The following is a 16554-nucleotide window of genomic DNA, read 5'->3' on the forward strand; positions in this document are numbered from 1 at the left end:
CGAACGCTTTTCACTCAAGCGTTGTCGACGTACGCCACCTGGGACGGGGGCCATGAACCTGCGAAAACGGAAAAATCACTTGGCCACTACCGCACTCTATACTGCGCCACCTCATTGCATTCGCCGCTCAAGGACGACCCCTCTTCATGCGCCATAGCTTGCTGCTACCCCTGTTGATCGCCACCGTTGTGCAACTGAACGGTTGCGGTGCGTATCGCAATTACGATCTGGAGCTGCAACAGACCACCGCGCCGCTCAAAAACGGCAACATCGAAGGTGCCCTGTCAGTGATCGAAGCGAACAATCCGGACCCGGAAAAAGACCTGCTCTACTACTTCGAAAAAGGCGCCGTACTCAGTGCCGGCGGCGATTTTGCGCAAAGCCAGACCAGTTGGCGCAGCGCCGAACAGATGATTATCGAACGCCAGGACACAATCCAGACCACTGGCGACAAGTTGCTTGCTGCAATGGGCGATCACTGGGGCAGCATCATCAACGACAAGCTGCGCCGCTACGATGGCTACGACTATGAAAAGGTCATGCTGACCACGCAAATGGCCCTCAATCAGTTGGCGCTAAATGACTTCGATGGCGCTCGCGCCGACATCAAGAAAACCCACGAACGCGAAGCGCTGATCGCTCGGCAACGGGAGCTGGAATACGAAAAAATCGAGGAAGCAGCCAAGGCCCAGGGCGCACGTGTGCATTACAGGGATCTGCAGGGCTACCCGGTGGTAATGCTCGAATCGCCTGCGGTGATTGCCCTGAAAAACGGTTACCAAAGTGCATTCAGTCACTATCTCGCGGGCTTCACTTATGAAGCGCTGGGTGAAAAGGATCTTGCCGCGCCCGGATATCGTCAGGCCATTGAACTGCGCCCGGACGTAGCCTTTTTTCAACAGGCACTGCGCGACCTCGACAGCCCCGGACTCAAGGCCGATGAAAGCGACGTGCTGATCATTGTGCAAAGCGGGCTGGCACCTGCCCGCAGTTCAGTACGCGTGCCGTACCCGGTGAAGCTGGCAGACGGGCAAGTCATCGTCGCCAACATTTCGTTTCCAGTGATGGTGCCGGACACCTCAACCCCGCCGCTTACCCAAGTGAGTATCGATGGTCGCCAGAAAAAACTGATCACGGTCAACAGCATCACCGAAATGTCCTTGCGCACGCTGCGTGACGACATGCCCGGGATTATCCAGCGCACAACCTATCGGGCATTCCTCGCCGCAGATGTTCAAGGCACGGACAATCGACGCAACCCGAGCAAGGCGTCCTACGTGACCCACTGGGACAATTTCGAACACGCCGACACCCGCACCTGGCGCACCCTGCCTGACCTGACGCAGGTTGTGCGCCTGCGCCTGAAAAAGGGCGAGCATCTGATCAGCCTGTCGAATATTGCGGCACCGCTGAAGATCCGTATCGACCAGCACCGGCAGATGATCGGCCTGCGCGTGCTCGGTGGACAGATTTACGCCAACGGCAGCGCTTTTCAGTCCCGCATCTCAGTGGAAAATCGAGTATCCAGCCTGAAATAAGTAATGGCACCAAACTAACAAGTGCGATTAAAAAGCTATTACATGGCCAGCATCGCCCGCTTATAATGCCGCGCCCTCGCTATAGCGACGCGGCATAAAAGCTCCTCTGGTTATGAGGAATTGGCAGGAGGCCAGCGCCACTGTCGATGGGTCACACCAGCCCGACCAGCACCGGCGGCTGATGCAGTTACTAGCTCAGGGAAGAAGTACCCCCATGGCATTGCGCACTCCCACCTTGATCGCGCTCAGCGCTGTCACTCTGCTGTCCGGCTGTTCGGCGTTTCGCAACTACGATTCGGAACTGGCCCAGACCAACCAGCAACTGGCCACCGGCAACGTCGATGCCGCACTGAGCCTGCTGGAAAAGAACAACACCGGCCCCGACAAAGATCTGCTCTATTACTTCGAGAAAGGTGAGTTGCTGCGCGCCAAGGGTGACCTGTCCGGCAGCCAGAGCGCCTGGACCAGCGCCGACCAGGTGGTCGGTCAGTGGGAGGATTCGGTCAAGCTCGACTCCGGCAAATACCTGGCCCAGTTCGGCAGCTTCATCGTCAACGACAAGGTCCGTCGCTACGAAGGTTATGACTACGAGAAAGTCATGCTGACCACCCAGATGGCCCTCAACCTGCTGGCCGTCAACGACTTCGATGGCGCCCGCACCGCGATCAAGAAAACCCACGAACGTGAAGCGGTGATCGCCGACCTGCGCGACAAGGAATACCTCAAGAGTGAGGAAGAGGCCGAAAAAGAAGGGATCAAGACTCAGTACAAGGATCTGCAAGGCTACCCGGTCGCCAGCCTCGACGCGCCGGAAGTGGTCAGCCTGAAAAACAGCTACCAGAGTGCGTTCAGCCATTACCTGGCCGGTTTCGTCTACGAAGCCCTGGGCGAGAAAGACCTGGCTGCACCGGGCTACCGCAAGGCGGCCGAACTGCGCCCGAACACCCCGCTGCTGGAGCAGGCGCTGGTCAACCTCGACAAGCCGAGCAAATCCGACGACAGCGACATCCTGATCGTGGTGCAAAGCGGTCTGGCACCTTCGCGCGATTCGATCCGCGTGCCGCTGCCATTGCCGATCTCCAACAATGTGGTGATCACTCCACTGTCGTTCCCGATCATCAAGCCGGACACCTCCACCGCACCGCTTGCGCAGATCGGTGTCGATGGCCAGCAAGTCAACCTGACGGCCCTCAACAGCACCACCGCCATGTCCCGCCGCGCCCTGCGCGATGACATGCCGGGGATCATTGTGCGCACCACCGTGCGCGCAATCACCAAAGGCGTGGCACAGAAGAAGATCAACGAAACCAATCCGCTGGCCGGTCTGGCCGTGGGTATCTCTTCAGCCGTGCTGGAAGGTGCCGATACCCGTACGTGGCGCACCCTGCCGGACAACACCCAGGTGGTACGTCTGCGCTTGAAGAAAGGCGAGCATCAAGTCAGCCTGCCGAGCGCCGTCGGCGGTTCGCTGGTCAAGGTCACCGTCGATCAGCGTTATCAAGTGATCAGCCTGCGAGCGGTGGGCAACCAGGTATTTGCCGGTGGCGTCGCCGCCCACGTCATCCCGAGCGCCGGCGCGACCAACGTCGCCAGCCTCAAACAACCTTAAGAACGGAGTCTTTGCATGCGCTTGAAACTCATCGCCGTTGCCGCCCTCGCCGTCCTGGCCAGCGGCTGCGCCACCCCGCCACCACCGGAGCCGGGCAGCGCCGCGAGCAAGGTCGTGGCCATGGGCCCGCAGAAACACATCGCGGTCGGCGCCATGCGCGTCGCCCGCGAGAACGGCTTCATGACCGTCAATGTGCAGTTGACCAACACCCTCAACAGCAACAAGACGTTCTACTACCGCTTCGCCTGGCTCGGTGCGGAAGGTTTCCCGATCGCCGAGGAAGAGGTCTGGAAAAGCCAGATGATGTACGGCGCTCAGACCAGCTTCATCCAGGGCATCGCCCCGACCCCGAAAGCCGTGGACTTCCGTCTCGAACTCAAGACGCCTTAAGCCCGCCAACCTATTCCTGTATTAGAGAGCATCCCCATGTTTGCACGCTTTTCCCTGATCGCTGTCCTCGCCCTGCTGGCCTCCGGTTGCGCCAACACCTCGCCGACCCTGGGTAGCAAGAACATCAGCTACGGCGACACCAAAGCGGTTGAAACCGTGACCAACGAATTCGGTTCGACCGACCTGCAGATGATCGCCGAATCGATGACCCGCTCCCTGGCCCAGTCCGGCATTCTGCAGGGCCGCCCGGTGGTGCAGGTCTACGACGTGAAAAACAAGACCAGCGAGTACATCGATACCCGCGAAATCACCACCAGCATCAAGACTCAACTGATGAAGTCCGGCACTGCCCGCTTCGCCAGCGACAACACCGCGATGCAGAGCCAGGTCGATCAGCTCAAGCTGCAAAACCAGAGCGGTCTGTACAAGAAGAGCACCGTGGCCAAGACCGGCAACATGATCGCCGCCAAATACCGTCTGGAAGGTTCGATCAGCTCGATCGTCAAGCGCAGCAGCGACTACAAGGACGTCTTCTACAAATTCAGCCTGCAACTGATCGACGTTGAAAGCGGTCTGGCCGAGTGGATGGACGAAAAAGAGATTCGCAAAACCACGGAGCGTTAAGCAATGCGCGCATGGATTGGCATGATGGCCCTGGCTTGCGCGTTCAGCGTGCAAGCGGCCCCGAAAGTCGCGGTAACGGATCTGGCGTATCAGGAGCGCGTGGAGCAGTACATCCACATCGTTTCGGCGCAGAGCAATTACCGCGAGGGTTACTACAGCTCCAGTGGTTCGTCGAACTACAACGAGCTGGAAGCGACCACCAGCTACATCGAACAGGGTGAACTGCGTAAATTCACCGGCGACATCAAGGGCGAGATCCTGCGCACCGGGATGTTCCAGCTGGTGCAGGGCACGCCGTATACCGCGTCGTCCAAGGGTGACGTCTATGACGTGATCAAACGGATCAAGGCCGGCAGCTTCAAAGGCGCCGACTACGTGCTGTTCGGCACCGTTTCGGACATCGACTTTACCCAGGACATGAACGAGCTGGCGCACACCGACAGCTATTCGGCAGTGCTGGGTCTGACGCTGGTGGCGGATTTCAGCCTGATCAACACCAAAACCTACGAGATCACCTCGGCCTTCACGGCGATGGGCGAAGCGCAGGACACCAAACTGGTGAACGGCCGCGACATCAAGATCTCGCTGAACCGCCCGCGGGTGGTGCGTGAAGTGTCGAAAGCCCTGGGCGAAGACGTCGCCGGGCAACTGAGCATGCAGCTCGGTGGCGGCGGTTACGAGCAGCCGCGTGAGGCACAGCAGCGCAACAACCTGCCGCGTGATACGGCGCCGGTGATTTTGCACTGACCGGCTGAGTGAACAACTCTGTAGTGAGGGGATTCATCCCCGATGGCTCGCGAAGCGAGCCCCTCTTGATCTTGAAAGAAGGGGCTGCTACGCAGCCCATCGGGGATAAATCCCCTCACCACAAAAGCTCCCTCACCACAGTTGGGTGTAACCCAGATGTATCGTCAGAGACGAAAAAGGCGACCTCAAGAGGTCGCCTTTTTTCTGGCCGAAGCTTTTAGACCGCCGCTTTACGCAATGTCGCCATAAACGCCGCCGCACCAATGAACAGCCCGGCAAACGTGCGATTCATGCGTTTCTGCTGCTTCGGCGTGCGCAACAGACGCAGCACCTTGGACGCCAAACCCGTGTAGCCAGCCATGACAACCAGATCCACGCAGATCATGGTCACGCCGATCACCAGGTACTGCATCAGCAGCGGTGCATGGGGATTGATGAACTGCGGCAGCACCGCCAGCATGAACACCAGCGCCTTGGGGTTACTGATGTTGACCAGGAAGCCGCGAAACACCAGCGCCAGCGGTTTGCCGATCGGCCGGACTGCTGCGTCATCGCTCATGTCCATGGGCAGCGCACGCCATTGCTTGACCGCCAGATAGACCAGATAGGCCACACCGAACCATTTGATCGCATAGAACGCGGTGGCCGAAGCAGTGAGGATCGCGCCGACCCCAGCACCGACAATCGCAATCTGTACCGCCAGGCCGACTTGCAGGCCCAGCGCGTTCCAGTAACCGCGCCAGAAACCGTATTGCAGGCCGCTGGACATCGACGCAATGGCGCCAGCACCCGGGGACAGACTGATCACCCAGCAGGCGGCAAAGACTGCCAGCCATGTTTGAAGCTCCATCGCACACCTCGACTCTGAATCGTGACAGACGTCAAAGCTAATGCGGTTTGGGCCTAAAAGCAAAAGATCGCAGCCTGCGGCAGCTCCTGCATTGAAATGCGATCTCTGTAGGAGCTGCCGCAGGCTGCGATCTTTTGATCGTATCTGGAAAAACTACTTCTCGAACCCGTTGGACGGAAACACATCGCTGCCGCGCCAACGTCGCACCGAGCGCTGGAAGAACAGGCTGTTCGGCACTTGTACCATGGCGCTGCCCGTCCCGAGCTCCTCTGCCTCGATCAACGTGGTGTAAAGCAGATTGATCGCCACCACCCGGCCTTTGACCCCGGGTTTGTCAGTGGTGTCGACCAGCTCCACCACATCGCCGAGGCGGAATGGGCCGACGGTGAAGATCAGGATCGCGCAGAGCAGGTTCGACAGCACACTCCACATCGCGAAGAACGCCACCGCCGCCACCGCGACGAAACCCGACAGCGCCGTCCACAACACCGTGGCCGACACCCCGAGGCGTTCCAGCACAAAGATCAGCGCACTGCCCATGATCAGCCAGCGCAGACCGCCGCGCAGCGGCATCAGCAACTGCGGCGGAAACGGGTAGCGCTCACCCAGACGGGTCAGGCCTTTGGCAACGAAGCGCTGGGCCAGATAGCCGGCCAGCAGGATCAGCAGAATCTGCACGCCGAGCCAGATCGGCTCGACCCACACCGCCGGCAATGGCCACTTGAACGCGTCCATCAGGACAGCGCCTCCAGCTCCGCCTGCATGCTTTCCAGCGTCTCGAGCGCCTCCATCCAGGCTTCTTCCAGCTCGGCTTCGCGCACTTTCAGCTTGGCCTGCTCGGCCAGCAGATCACGCAACTCGTTCTTGCGCGCCGGCTCGTAGATGTCGCTGTCACCGAGGCTGGCGTCGACCTTGGCGAGTTTCTCGTGCAGTTTGCCGAGCTCGGCTTCGAGCTTGTCGGCTTCGCGCTTGTGCGGCGCCAGTTGCTGACGCAATGCAGCGGCGGCCTGGCGCTGGGCCTTCTTGTCGGTTTTGTCCGGGTTAACCGGCGTGTTGCTGACCGGCGCGTTGCGCTGGCGGTATTCCACCAGCCAGCGCGCGTAGTCTTCAAGGTCGCCATCGAACTCTTCGACCTTGCCGTCAGCGACCAGGTAGAAGTTGTCGGTGGTGCTCTTGAGCAAGTGCCGATCGTGAGACACCACCAGTACCGCGCCGCTGAATTCCTGCAGCGCCATGGTCAGCGCCAGGCGCATTTCGAGGTCGAGGTGGTTGGTCGGCTCGTCGAGCAGCAACAGGTTCGGCCGCTCCCAGGCGATCAACGCCAGGGCCAGACGCGCTTTTTCGCCACCGGAGAAATTCAGTACCGGCTCGTCGATACGCGCGCCACGGAAGTCGAAACCGCCAAGGAAGTCGCGCAGGGTCTGCTCGCGTTCGGTCGGCGCCAGACGCTGCAGGTGCAGCAACGGGCTGGCCTTGGCATCCAGCGAGTCGAGCTGATGCTGGGCGAAGTAGCCGACCACGGTGTTCTCGCCGCGTGTCAGGCGCCCGGCCAGCGGTTCGAGCTCGCCGGCGAGGTTCTTGATCAGGGTCGACTTACCGGCACCGTTCGGCCCGAGCAGACCGATCCGCGCACCCGGGGTCAGTTGCAGCTTGACCTTCTCCAGGATGGTTTTTTCGCCGTAACCCAGACGCGCATCGGACAGGTCGATCAGCGGGCTGGAGATCTTGGTCGATTCACGAAAGACGAAGTCGAACGGCGAATCGACGTGGGCCGCCGACAGCTCTTCCATGCGTTCCAGCGCCTTGATCCGGCTCTGCGCCTGACGGGCCTTGGTGGCCTGGGCCTTGAAGCGGGCGATGTAGCTTTCCATGTGCGCACGTTGCGCCTGCTGCTTCTCGTAGGCCTGTTGCTGCTGGGCCAGACGCTCGGCACGGGCACGCTCGAACGCGGTATAGCCGCCCCGGTACAGGGTCAGTTTGCGCTGATCGACATGGGCCACGTGATCGACCACTTCATCGAGGAAGTCGCGGTCGTGGGAAATCAGCAGCAAGGTCCCCGGGTAACTTTTCAGCCACTCTTCGAGCCAGATGATCGCATCGAGATCCAGGTGGTTGGTCGGTTCGTCGAGCAGCAGCAAATCCGACGGACACATCAGGGCCTGCGCCAGGTTCAGACGCATCCGCCAGCCACCGGAGAAATCGCCTACCTGACGGTCCATCTGCTCATTGGTGAACCCGAGGCCGGCCAACAGTTTGCGGGCGCGAGCGTCGGCGGTATAGCCGTCGGCGCTGTCGAGTTCGGCGTGCAGGCGGGCCAGCGCCGTGCCATCGTGGGCCGCTTCGGCGACGGCGAGGTCACGCTGCACCTCACGTAGACGCAAGTCGCCATCGAGCACATAGTCGACCGCCAGACGCTCGAGGGTGTCGACCTCCTGGCGCATGTGCGCGATGCGCCAATCGGCCGGCAGCAGGCAATCGCCCGAGTCCGGGTGCAACTCGCCGCGCAGCAAGGCAAACAGGCTGGATTTGCCGGCGCCGTTGGCACCGATGAGGCCGGCTTTGTGGCCGGCGTGCAGGGTCAGCTCGGCGTCTTCTAGCAGACGTTGCGGGCCACGCTGTAAAGTCAGGTTCTGAAGTCGGATCATAATGGCGGCGGAGTCTACCAGCTTCGCTCACAACTGGCGCGAGTAGCACGATGTCCTCTGACCTGTGGAGCTTTTCCCTTGCCACCTACGCCCGACCGGGCGTGGAACCTGCCTGCCTGCAACTGCAAACGGCGGGGGCCAACGTCTGCCTGCTGCTCTGTGGTTTGTGGCTTGAGCAACGTGGCGCGGCCTGTGACGAACAGCGCGTAGAGCAGCTGAAAAAACTGGTGGGGCCTTGGGATCGGGAGGTGGTGCAGCCACTGCGTGCGCTGCGCACTCAATGGAAAACCCTGGCCGAAGATGATCCGGTACTCAAGGGTCTGCGAGAACAAATGAAAGCGCTGGAGCTGGAAGCCGAACGGCATCTGCTGTGGCAGCTGGAACAGGTCGCTCAGCACTGGCCTCGCGATGACGCCTCAGCGTCGGGACAATGGCTGGAGAGTCTTGCGGGGGCGACCGCCAGCCCGAACCGCGACGCGCTGCAAGTGCTGCGCGTCGCGGCAACCGGCACTTAGGAAGCGCTGGTCGGGTTACTGCTGACGCTCGACGCAGCGGCTGGCGTTGGCGCAGTCGAGGTGGTCGAGGTGGAAGCGGCTGGAGCAGGTGCCGCGGCTGGCGCTGGAGCAGCTGGCTTGGCAGCCGGTGCAGTCGCCGGTTTGGCGGCAGCGGGTTTGGCAGCGGCCGGTTTTTTCGCGGCGGGTTTTGCAACCGGCTTGGCGGCTGGTTTAGCGGCTACTGGTTTGGCAGCAGGCTTGGCCGCAGCGGTCGCAGGTTTTGCTGCTGCAGGTTTGGTCGCTGGTTTGGCCGCGGTTTTAGCAGCGGGCTTGGCCACTGGTTTGGCAGCAACCTTGGCAGCAGGTTTTGCCGCGACCGGTTTTGCAGCGGCGGTTTTCGCGACAGGTTTGGCAGCCGGTTTTACCGCGACTTTGGCAGCTGGTTTAGCAGCAGCGGTTTTTACCGGAGCGGCTTTGCGCGCAGCAGGTTTTGCCGCTGGCTTGGCAGCCGGTTTTGTCGCTGCAGGTTTGGCAGCGGCAGTACGAGCAGCCGGTTTCGCAGCGCTCGCTGCAGCCGGTTTTTTCACTGCGGTTTTGGCAGCAGGTTTGGCGGCGGTTTTAGCCGGTGCCTTGGCCGCTGGTTTTGCCGCTGGTTTGGCTGCAGCAGTTTTCGCCGGCGCTTTTGCCGCCGCAGGTTTCGCGGCTGCTTTCTTCGCAGGCACTGCTGCAGGTTTTGCTGCGCGAGAGGTCAACGCTTTGCCGGCGGCTTCTTGCACACGACCGACACCCTGGGCCAGTTTCAGGCTTTCCTGGGCGTCTCGCTTGAGTTGCAGAATGTAGCTGCGAGTGTCGGACTGGCGATTCTTCAGCGCATCGAGCAGATCTTCGAGTTCTTTGACTGCAGCCTTGGCCTTGTTCTGCGCCTTGGCTTTACCGGCAGCGGCTGCGTCCTGCAATTTGGTGCGGGATTTGTGCAGCTTTTCTTGCGCCTTGCCGCGTTGCTTTTCCAGTTTGGCGAGCAGTTTTTCAGCATCAGCCAAGGCTTGGGAGCAAGCGTTTTCCAAATGCTCGAGCAGGCTGCCCGAGAGTTGTTGGAGTAAGTGCAACGGAGTGTTTACAGGCTTCTTGGTGGCCGACATGGTTTACCTCCTGGCTGACGTGAGTGCGGCTCATACTAGACCTCTGCAGTTACCGCCGCTAGGTCATCTTGACAGTAACGAAACCGTTGCGTTGCAACGAAGCGAAAATGTTCTGCACAAAGACAAAAGCAGTTCACCGTTGCAGACGTTCGCGCTGGCATAATCGCCCGCATCTCAGGACGGAGTGTGCCCATGTCGCGCTACCTTGTTTTATCCCTCTGGATGATTTTTTCTGCCGCCCACGCCGACGAAAAAACCACCGCGAACGATGCTCACGATCTGGCCTACAGCCTCGGCGCCAGCCTCGGTGAGCGCTTGCGCCAAGAGGTCCCGCAATTGCAGATTCAGGCGTTGGTCGACGGATTGCAGCAGGCCTATCAAGGCAAGCCATTGGCACTGAGCGAAGCACGGATCGAGCAGATCCTCGCCGATCACGAATCGCAAAACGCCGAACACTCAACGCTGCCTTCAAGCGATGCCGCGATGGAAAACGAACAACGTTTTCTCACCGCCGAAAAAGCCAAACCGGGGGTGAAAGAATTGGCCGACGGCATTCTCCTGACCGAGCTGACCCCAGGCACTGGTGCCAAGGCCGGGCCCGATGGAAAAGTGCAGGTGCTGTACGTCGGTCGATTACCGGATGGCACGGTGTTCGACCAGAACACTCAGCCGCAATGGTTCAGCCTCGACAGTGTGATTGCCGGCTGGCGTACCGCACTGCAGAACATGCCGGTAGGTGCCAAGTGGCGACTGGTGGTTCCATCGGATCAGGCCTACGGGGCCGATGGTGCGGGTGATCTGATCGCGCCGTTCACACCGCTGGTGTTTGAGATCGAATTGCGCGGTGCAACGAGCTGATTCACGCCGATTCACGGGCACAAAAAAACGCGATGCGCTTTCGGCGCATCGCGTTTTTTTGTGCCTGAGAAAATCAATCAGGCCTGAGCGGTATCTTCTTCCTTGTGTGCCGTGTGCAGCACTTCAATCAGACAGTCTTCCAGCTCGAAGCGCTCGTGCAGCAGGCCACCCAGCTCCTTGAACTTCTCGGCGACGCATTTGCCCGCATCGCAAAGGTCGTTGAACGCGAGGAGTTTTTCGGTGATGACGTCAATACGCGGGTAAAGGGTTTCGGCGAGTTCGAGGCCGCGCTTGTCGTTGAACGCCTTGGCTTCACCGGTCAGTTGTTCGTAGATCTCGAAGTGCCCGGCCGAGACATAATCGACAAGCACACCGCAGAATTCCAGCAAGGGTTTACGGTTCTCGGACAGAGCCTGCGGCTTGTCGCCCAGCTTGTCGTAGGCACCGATCAGTTCTTCACGCTCTTGCAACCAGCGGTCGATCAGCAGATGAACTCCACCCCAGCGTTCCTGAGCATTCTGACAACTTTCGAGCATGGCGATCTCTCTTCCCTTGTGGGTCATGCTGCTCTACACCCGCGCCCCTTTTCTGGCTGTTATCGCTTGGAGGCGAACCGGGCAGAGCGTCATCGAGCAACATAAATCCAATGACACGTGCGGGCCAGATTATGCCCGCACGCCTGTGGCTTCAAGGTACGCAGGAGATAAAGTTCATACAAGTGTTTAATCCCTGACCAGCGCGCGGTGCGACGCTTCGCCGCTGGGGGAGCGCTGCAGAGCGCTCCAGACCAGCCTCAGCAATTGGTACACAGACAGGATGAACATTGCCACAAAGAACAGCAGGCTCCACTCGGGGATACTCAAATCGAACAGTGTCCAGGAAATTTCTGCGCAATCGCCACCCCCTCTGAGCATCCGCACCGTGGCACACAACCATGGCAGATTGCTGAACAACGCTTCGGAATCTGGCGCGCATCTCGTCATCTGCACCAGCGGGTCACTCTGCAACAACACCTGTCGCCAGGCTGCCGTCGTCCCGCCCAGGCTCAGGCCAAGCGCAGCGCCCCAGTAAAGCGACAGGCCGAAACGCCGTGGTCCATGGACTGCCGCCACACCGCAACACAACGTCAGCACCGCCATGAAGAATCGTTGCGCCAGGCACAGGCTGCAGGGCGTCAGCCCGACCGCATACTCGAGATAATAGGAAGCTCCCAGGGCCATAGCCCCTGCAGTGAAAGCCGTGAATAACAAGGAGCGTGAACAGGCCAACGACATGGCTTTTCCGTAGCAATGGAGACAGGCAGTTACGGTAGAGGAAAGCTTGTCAGCCTTTCAAGGCGGAGCTCTGGCGACAGTTCACCAGAAGTGTAGGGAAAACCCGACAGACGCGAGAGGAATAGGCGTAGTCCGCTGTAGGACATCGCCCAAGACGCCCGCCGGAGGTAATTATTCGCTCACTGAACGTTCACGAGGGAGCATGCTCCCTCGCGATATCAGGCGTGAACCGGCACTGGCAACGGCGCGGCCAGCAGGCGCTCATCCAGCAATCCGAGACCTTCCTGGAACAACTGGTTACTGCGCTCGGTGTCACCCAGTTGCGCAAGCAGACGCGCCAGCTCTGCACAGGCCTCCGGATTGCGCTGCAGCCGCAGACTGCTTTCCAGGTAATCCCGTGCCTTGCCCCATAAACTGGTTTGCAGACAGAGACGACCGAGGGTCAGCAACAGGCTCGGATCCGCCGGATGCTCTTTGAGCCAGCCTTCGGCGGTCTGCAACTGACGCGCCGGATCACTGCCGCGGACCAGGCCATACAGCCGTGCAAGATGGCTGTCGTACTTGCGCTTGAGGTCGCTGCGCAGGACTTCTTCCGCTTCAACCTGTGCACCCAGCTGACGCAGTTGCTCGGCGTATGCCAGCACCAGTGCCGGCTCTTGGCGCTGCGCGGACGTCAATTGCTCCCAGGCACGGGTGAGCGACTGCAGACCAACCTTGCCATCCTCGTCACGATGCGCCGCCAGGGACAGGTTGTTACCCCAGGCTCGCCTTTCCAGTTCAGCCAGTTCGGCTGGCGGCAGAGCCTTGTCCTTGCGCAGTTCCGGCAACAGGCGAATCACCGCCGACCAGTCGCCGCGCTGCTGATGCAGACGCTGCAACTGCCGCAAAGTCTGCACGTTATGCGGATGCCGCTCGTGCATCGCTTGCAGGGTCACCAGGGCGCCGTCGGTATCACCGCGATCGGTCTGCAATTGCGCATGACTCAAGGCAATCGCCAGTTCGGCCTGCGGCTGGCGCTCCAGCGCACGCTCAAGCAACTGATCGCACTCCTCGTACTTGCCTTGCTCGTTGGCCGCGCGTGCCGCGCCGAGGTAATACAACAACGGCTGGCGCTCGGCCTCGGCGGCGCGAGACAGATGACGTTGCGCGCTGGCCCAGCGACCTTCGGCCAGATCCAGTTGCCCGTGTTCGATGGCCACCTGCACCCGCCGGCTGCGATTACGTCGCGACCACGGGTTGACCACACCACTGGAGGCCATGACCAACTCGACCAGGGCTTTGATGCCCCAAATCAGCAGCCACAACACGGCGATCAATGCCAGCGTCGCCCACAGACTCGATTCATAACGGAAGCTCTTGTAGGCGATCAGCACGTACCCGGAGTGCTCGGCAATCGCCAGGCCCAGTGCCGCTGTCGCCGCAATCACCAGAAACACGATCACATACAGGCGTTTCATGGCGTAGTCTCCTGCGCGGTGCTGGCGGCAGGTTTGGCGAACGGTTTGACCGACTCTTCAGCGTTGACGTTACGCCGCTCCAGATAAGCCTGCACCGCGCTCAATGTGCCGGTCAGGTCCGGCGTCTTGACGGTGACCGGTTGCTGGCTCAGCTCGGCAACCTGTTCGAGCATGGTTTTGCTCTGCGGATTGTCCGGGTTGAAATTGCCCTTGAGCACGTCCCGCGCTTCGGTCAGCGCCTGGGTGTAGACGGGCGCCTGGCCATTGAGCGCCGCCCATTGCGCCTGCTCCAGCGCCAGGCTCAGAGCCAGACGCACCTGACTCAGGCTTTGCCCGGCCAGCAGTGGCTTCACGTTCTTGTCGGCATTGAAATCGATGCGGATGTAACGCGACACCTGATCCCACCACTGCGCCCAGCGACTGGCGCCATCGCCGTCAGCGGTCAGGCCCAGCAGTGACTCGCCACGATCCTTGTACTCCGGGGCCAGTTCGGTCAGTTCGATGACCTGGTCACGCAAGGCACCAATGCGCAGAAACAGGCCGGTGCGATCCGGCTGTTCGGTGCTGCGCAGCGCGACGAGGGTTTTCGCCACTTGCTCGCGGGCAGCGAACGATCCCGGATCATTCTGCTCACGGAGAATTTCGTCAGCGCCCTGCACCAGCGCCTGCGCGCTGCTGATGTCCTGCAAGGCCGAAAGGCGCAGGCTGGCCAGTCGCAGCAGATGCTCGGCCTCGGCCAGACGCCAGTCCTTGCGGCTGGCACCGAGGACGGTTTCCAGGCGCTGATTGAGGCGTTGCTGATCACCCTGCAGTTGCGTCACCAGACGCTGGCGCTCGGCGAGTTCATCGGCACCGGGCAGTTGCGCGAGGCGCTCGGTCAGGCGCTGTTCGTTGAGCTTGAGGCTCTGCGCCTGATCGTTCAACGCCTGCACCTGGCCGGACTGCTGCGCAGTGTTGGTCTGCAGGTGACGCACCTGCCAGACACCCCAGCCACCGATCGCCACGCCGGCAGCGCCGAGCAACAGGGCGACAATGGCCAGGCCGTTGCCTCGGCGCGGCGCTTGGGCCGGCGGTGGCGTTTCAACCTGGGCATCGATCACAGGCTGGACATCATCTTTAGGCAAGGCTGTTTCGCTCACGTATCCATCCTTTGCATTAGAGAACGGGCACGGGATGCTCCCGTAACGCCGTCAGCAAAGCCGCAGCACTCGCGCCACGGCAATCCACAACTGTTTGGGCCCCGGCGGCACGTGCCAGCTCGGCGACCCTTGGGCTTGGCACAAACAACGGCAACTGCGCAATCGCCGGCCAGGCAGCGCCGGCCAGTTGGCACAGGTGCTCGAAACCCTGTCCACTGCTGACCACCAGCCCGTTCAAGCGTTCCGCTTCGATCCGTCGTGGCAGTTCATCCGGGGCATAGGCTGGCAGGTCACGCCTGTATAACTCCAGATAATCGACACTAGCACCTAGCGCACGCAGGCGCTCGGCGAGCAACTCGCGACCGCCCTCCCCGCGCAGGATCAGCACCTGCGCGTCGGCCCCGCTGACCGCTTCGCGCAGACGCGGCAATTGCAGCAGAGCTTCGCTGTCATCGCCGTCGGCGGGAAAGTGTACGTCGAGACCGTGATCGCGAAGAATCTGCGCAGTCGCCGCGCCGACGCTGAACCACGGCATCGACAACGACCCAGGCCCATGAGCGTCCAGCAGATCAAGCGCAATTCGCGCCGCCGGTTTGCTGACCACGATGATTGCGCTGCAGCCCGACAGTTGCGCCAGTGCCCGACGTATCTTGTCAGAAACCGGCAGCGGCACGATGTCCAGAAGCGGCAGGCAACTGCTGAAAAAACCTTCTGCGGCCAACACCCTGGCCAGCGCCGCGCAGTCATCCGCAGGACGCGTCAGCAGCAGGCGCCAGGCAGTCACTCGTGACCTGCCTCGCCATACACCGCTTTGAGAATCTCGTCGGCACCCTGACTGAGCAGGTCTTCAGCGACCTTCACACCCAGTGTTTCAGCATCGGCGCGCGACGCACGGGCCTGGGCGCTGAGCAGCTTGCCACCGCTCGGCTCGCCCACCAGGCCACGTAGCCACAATTGCTCACCCTCAAGCACGGCGTAGCAGGCGATCGGCACTTGGCAGCCGCCATTCAGATGTTTGTTCAGAGCACGTTCAGCGGTCACGCGCGAAGCGGTATCGGCATGATGCAGCGGTGCGAGCAAGGCGTGGATTTGCGTATCGGCGCTACGACATTCGATGCCGACCGCGCCCTGCCCACCGGCCGGCAGACTGTCGTCGACACTGATCGCCGAGGTGATGCGGTCTTCGAAACCGAGACGAATCAGGCCGGCTGCCGCGAGAATGATCGCGTCGTACTCGCCGGCATCGAGCTTGGCCAGACGGGTGTTGACGTTGCCGCGCAGGAAGCGGATTTCCAGATCCGGGCGACGGGTCAACAGTTGCGCCTGACGACGCAGGCTGGAAGTACCGACGATGGCGCCGGCAGGCAGCGCGTCCAGGCTTTGATAGGTATTGGAAACGAAGGCATCACGCGGGTCTTCACGTTCGCAGATGCAGAACAGGCCCAGGCCTTCGGGGAAGTCCATCGGCACGTCTTTCATCGAATGCACGGCGATGTCGGCTTCGTTTTCCAGCAGCGCGGTTTCCAGTTCCTTGACGAACAGCCCCTTGCCGCCGATTTTCGACAGCGGTGAGTCGAGCAGCTTGTCGCCGCGACTGACCATGGGCACCAGCGTCACCAGCAGACCCGGATGGGCCTCCTCAAGACGGGCTTTGACGTATTCGGCCTGCCAGAGGGCCAGCGCACTTTTACGGGTGGCGATGCGGATTTCGCGAGAGGACATGGATCAATCCGTACTGAATAGATACGACGGATAATAACAGCTCAGCCAAATCCACTTTGACTTGAATC

Annotated in this window: 17 protein-coding genes; 7 read left to right on the top strand and 10 right to left on the bottom strand. The window is 61.0% G+C overall.

The window, feature by feature from the left end:
* Positions 1–146: 146 nt before the first annotated feature.
* The 5 genes from AC193Q_RS19125 to AC193Q_RS19145 all read left to right on the top strand — a co-directional run bounded on the left by AC193Q_RS19125 (position 147) and on the right by AC193Q_RS19145 (position 4908).
* Positions 147–1538, top strand: a complete 1392-nt coding sequence (locus AC193Q_RS19125) for a hypothetical protein (protein WP_121182576.1) — start codon at positions 147–149, stop codon at positions 1536–1538.
* 214 nt (positions 1539–1752) lie between these two features.
* Complete coding sequence (locus AC193Q_RS19130; RefSeq protein WP_121182578.1) at positions 1753–3147, top strand: COG3014 family protein; 1395 nt, start codon at positions 1753–1755, stop codon at positions 3145–3147.
* A 15-nt stretch (positions 3148–3162) separates the two neighbouring features.
* Positions 3163–3537 carry a YcfL family putative periplasmic lipoprotein gene (locus tag AC193Q_RS19135; RefSeq protein WP_047297242.1) on the top strand — a complete coding sequence of 125 codons (375 nt, stop codon included), beginning with the start codon at positions 3163–3165 and terminating at the stop codon, positions 3535–3537.
* 36 nt (positions 3538–3573) lie between these two features.
* Complete coding sequence (gene lpoB, locus AC193Q_RS19140) at positions 3574–4161, top strand: penicillin-binding protein activator LpoB (protein ID WP_003229365.1); 588 nt, start codon at positions 3574–3576, stop codon at positions 4159–4161.
* Between the two features lie 3 nt (positions 4162–4164).
* The gene (locus AC193Q_RS19145) at positions 4165–4908 is read left to right on the top strand and encodes a penicillin-binding protein activator LpoB (protein WP_121182580.1); all 744 of its coding nucleotides are present in this window, start codon (positions 4165–4167) and stop codon (positions 4906–4908) included.
* 217 nt (positions 4909–5125) lie between these two features.
* Here the strand turns inward: AC193Q_RS19145 and AC193Q_RS19150 are convergent, their stop codons facing one another.
* From AC193Q_RS19150 to AC193Q_RS19160, 3 genes are all read right to left on the bottom strand, one after another.
* The gene (locus AC193Q_RS19150; protein WP_483878699.1) at positions 5126–5758 is read right to left on the bottom strand and encodes a LysE family transporter; all 633 of its coding nucleotides are present in this window, start codon (positions 5756–5758) and stop codon (positions 5126–5128) included.
* Between the two features lie 153 nt (positions 5759–5911).
* Positions 5912–6493 carry a mechanosensitive ion channel family protein gene (locus AC193Q_RS19155; protein ID WP_121182582.1) on the bottom strand — a complete coding sequence of 194 codons (582 nt, stop codon included), beginning with the start codon at positions 6491–6493 and terminating at the stop codon, positions 5912–5914.
* Positions 6493–8403 carry an ATP-binding cassette domain-containing protein gene (locus AC193Q_RS19160; RefSeq protein WP_047297245.1) on the bottom strand — a complete coding sequence of 637 codons (1911 nt, stop codon included), beginning with the start codon at positions 8401–8403 and terminating at the stop codon, positions 6493–6495. Before AC193Q_RS19160 ends, AC193Q_RS19155 begins: the two co-directional genes overlap by 1 nt.
* A 50-nt stretch (positions 8404–8453) precedes the next feature.
* Between AC193Q_RS19160 and AC193Q_RS19165 the strand changes: the two genes are divergently transcribed.
* A complete protein-coding gene (locus AC193Q_RS19165; protein WP_095668039.1) occupies positions 8454–8918 on the top strand; it encodes a TIGR02444 family protein in 465 nt (154 codons plus the stop codon).
* On the opposite strand, the gene AC193Q_RS19170 is transcribed toward AC193Q_RS19165, so the two are convergent.
* Positions 8915–10036, bottom strand: coding sequence for an AlgP family protein (locus tag AC193Q_RS19170; protein ID WP_121182584.1), 1122 nt, complete (start codon positions 10034–10036; stop codon positions 8915–8917). The two genes, AC193Q_RS19165 and AC193Q_RS19170, sit on opposite strands and share 4 nt — an antisense overlap.
* Before the next feature lie 192 nt (positions 10037–10228).
* Here AC193Q_RS19170 and AC193Q_RS19175 point away from each other — a divergent pair, with 192 nt between their 5' ends.
* Positions 10229–10894 (top strand): FKBP-type peptidyl-prolyl cis-trans isomerase, encoded by a 666-nt coding sequence (locus AC193Q_RS19175; RefSeq protein ID WP_121182586.1) that lies wholly within the window; start codon positions 10229–10231, stop codon positions 10892–10894.
* A gap of 77 nt (positions 10895–10971) precedes the next feature.
* Here AC193Q_RS19175 and AC193Q_RS19180 read toward each other — a convergent pair whose 3' ends face one another.
* From AC193Q_RS19180 to hemC, 6 genes are all read right to left on the bottom strand, one after another.
* The gene (locus AC193Q_RS19180; protein ID WP_047297249.1) at positions 10972–11430 is read right to left on the bottom strand and encodes an Rsd/AlgQ family anti-sigma factor; all 459 of its coding nucleotides are present in this window, start codon (positions 11428–11430) and stop codon (positions 10972–10974) included.
* A gap of 186 nt (positions 11431–11616) precedes the next feature.
* Positions 11617–12168 (bottom strand): disulfide bond formation protein B, encoded by a 552-nt coding sequence (locus AC193Q_RS19185; RefSeq protein ID WP_121182588.1) that lies wholly within the window; start codon positions 12166–12168, stop codon positions 11617–11619.
* 218 nt (positions 12169–12386) lie between these two features.
* Complete coding sequence (locus AC193Q_RS19190; RefSeq protein ID WP_121182590.1) at positions 12387–13625, bottom strand: heme biosynthesis protein HemY; 1239 nt, start codon at positions 13623–13625, stop codon at positions 12387–12389.
* Complete coding sequence (locus AC193Q_RS19195) at positions 13622–14764, bottom strand: uroporphyrinogen-III C-methyltransferase (protein ID WP_047297252.1); 1143 nt, start codon at positions 14762–14764, stop codon at positions 13622–13624. Before AC193Q_RS19195 ends, AC193Q_RS19190 begins: the two co-directional genes overlap by 4 nt.
* A 16-nt stretch (positions 14765–14780) precedes the next feature.
* Positions 14781–15548, bottom strand: coding sequence for a uroporphyrinogen-III synthase (locus tag AC193Q_RS19200; protein ID WP_121182592.1), 768 nt, complete (start codon positions 15546–15548; stop codon positions 14781–14783).
* A complete protein-coding gene (gene hemC, locus AC193Q_RS19205; protein ID WP_095668034.1) occupies positions 15545–16486 on the bottom strand; it encodes a hydroxymethylbilane synthase in 942 nt (313 codons plus the stop codon). The genes AC193Q_RS19200 and hemC overlap by 4 nt, the downstream gene beginning before the upstream one ends.
* Positions 16487–16554: the final 68 nt, after the last annotated feature.

It is taken from the genome of Pseudomonas sp. F2 (assembly GCF_057174385.1).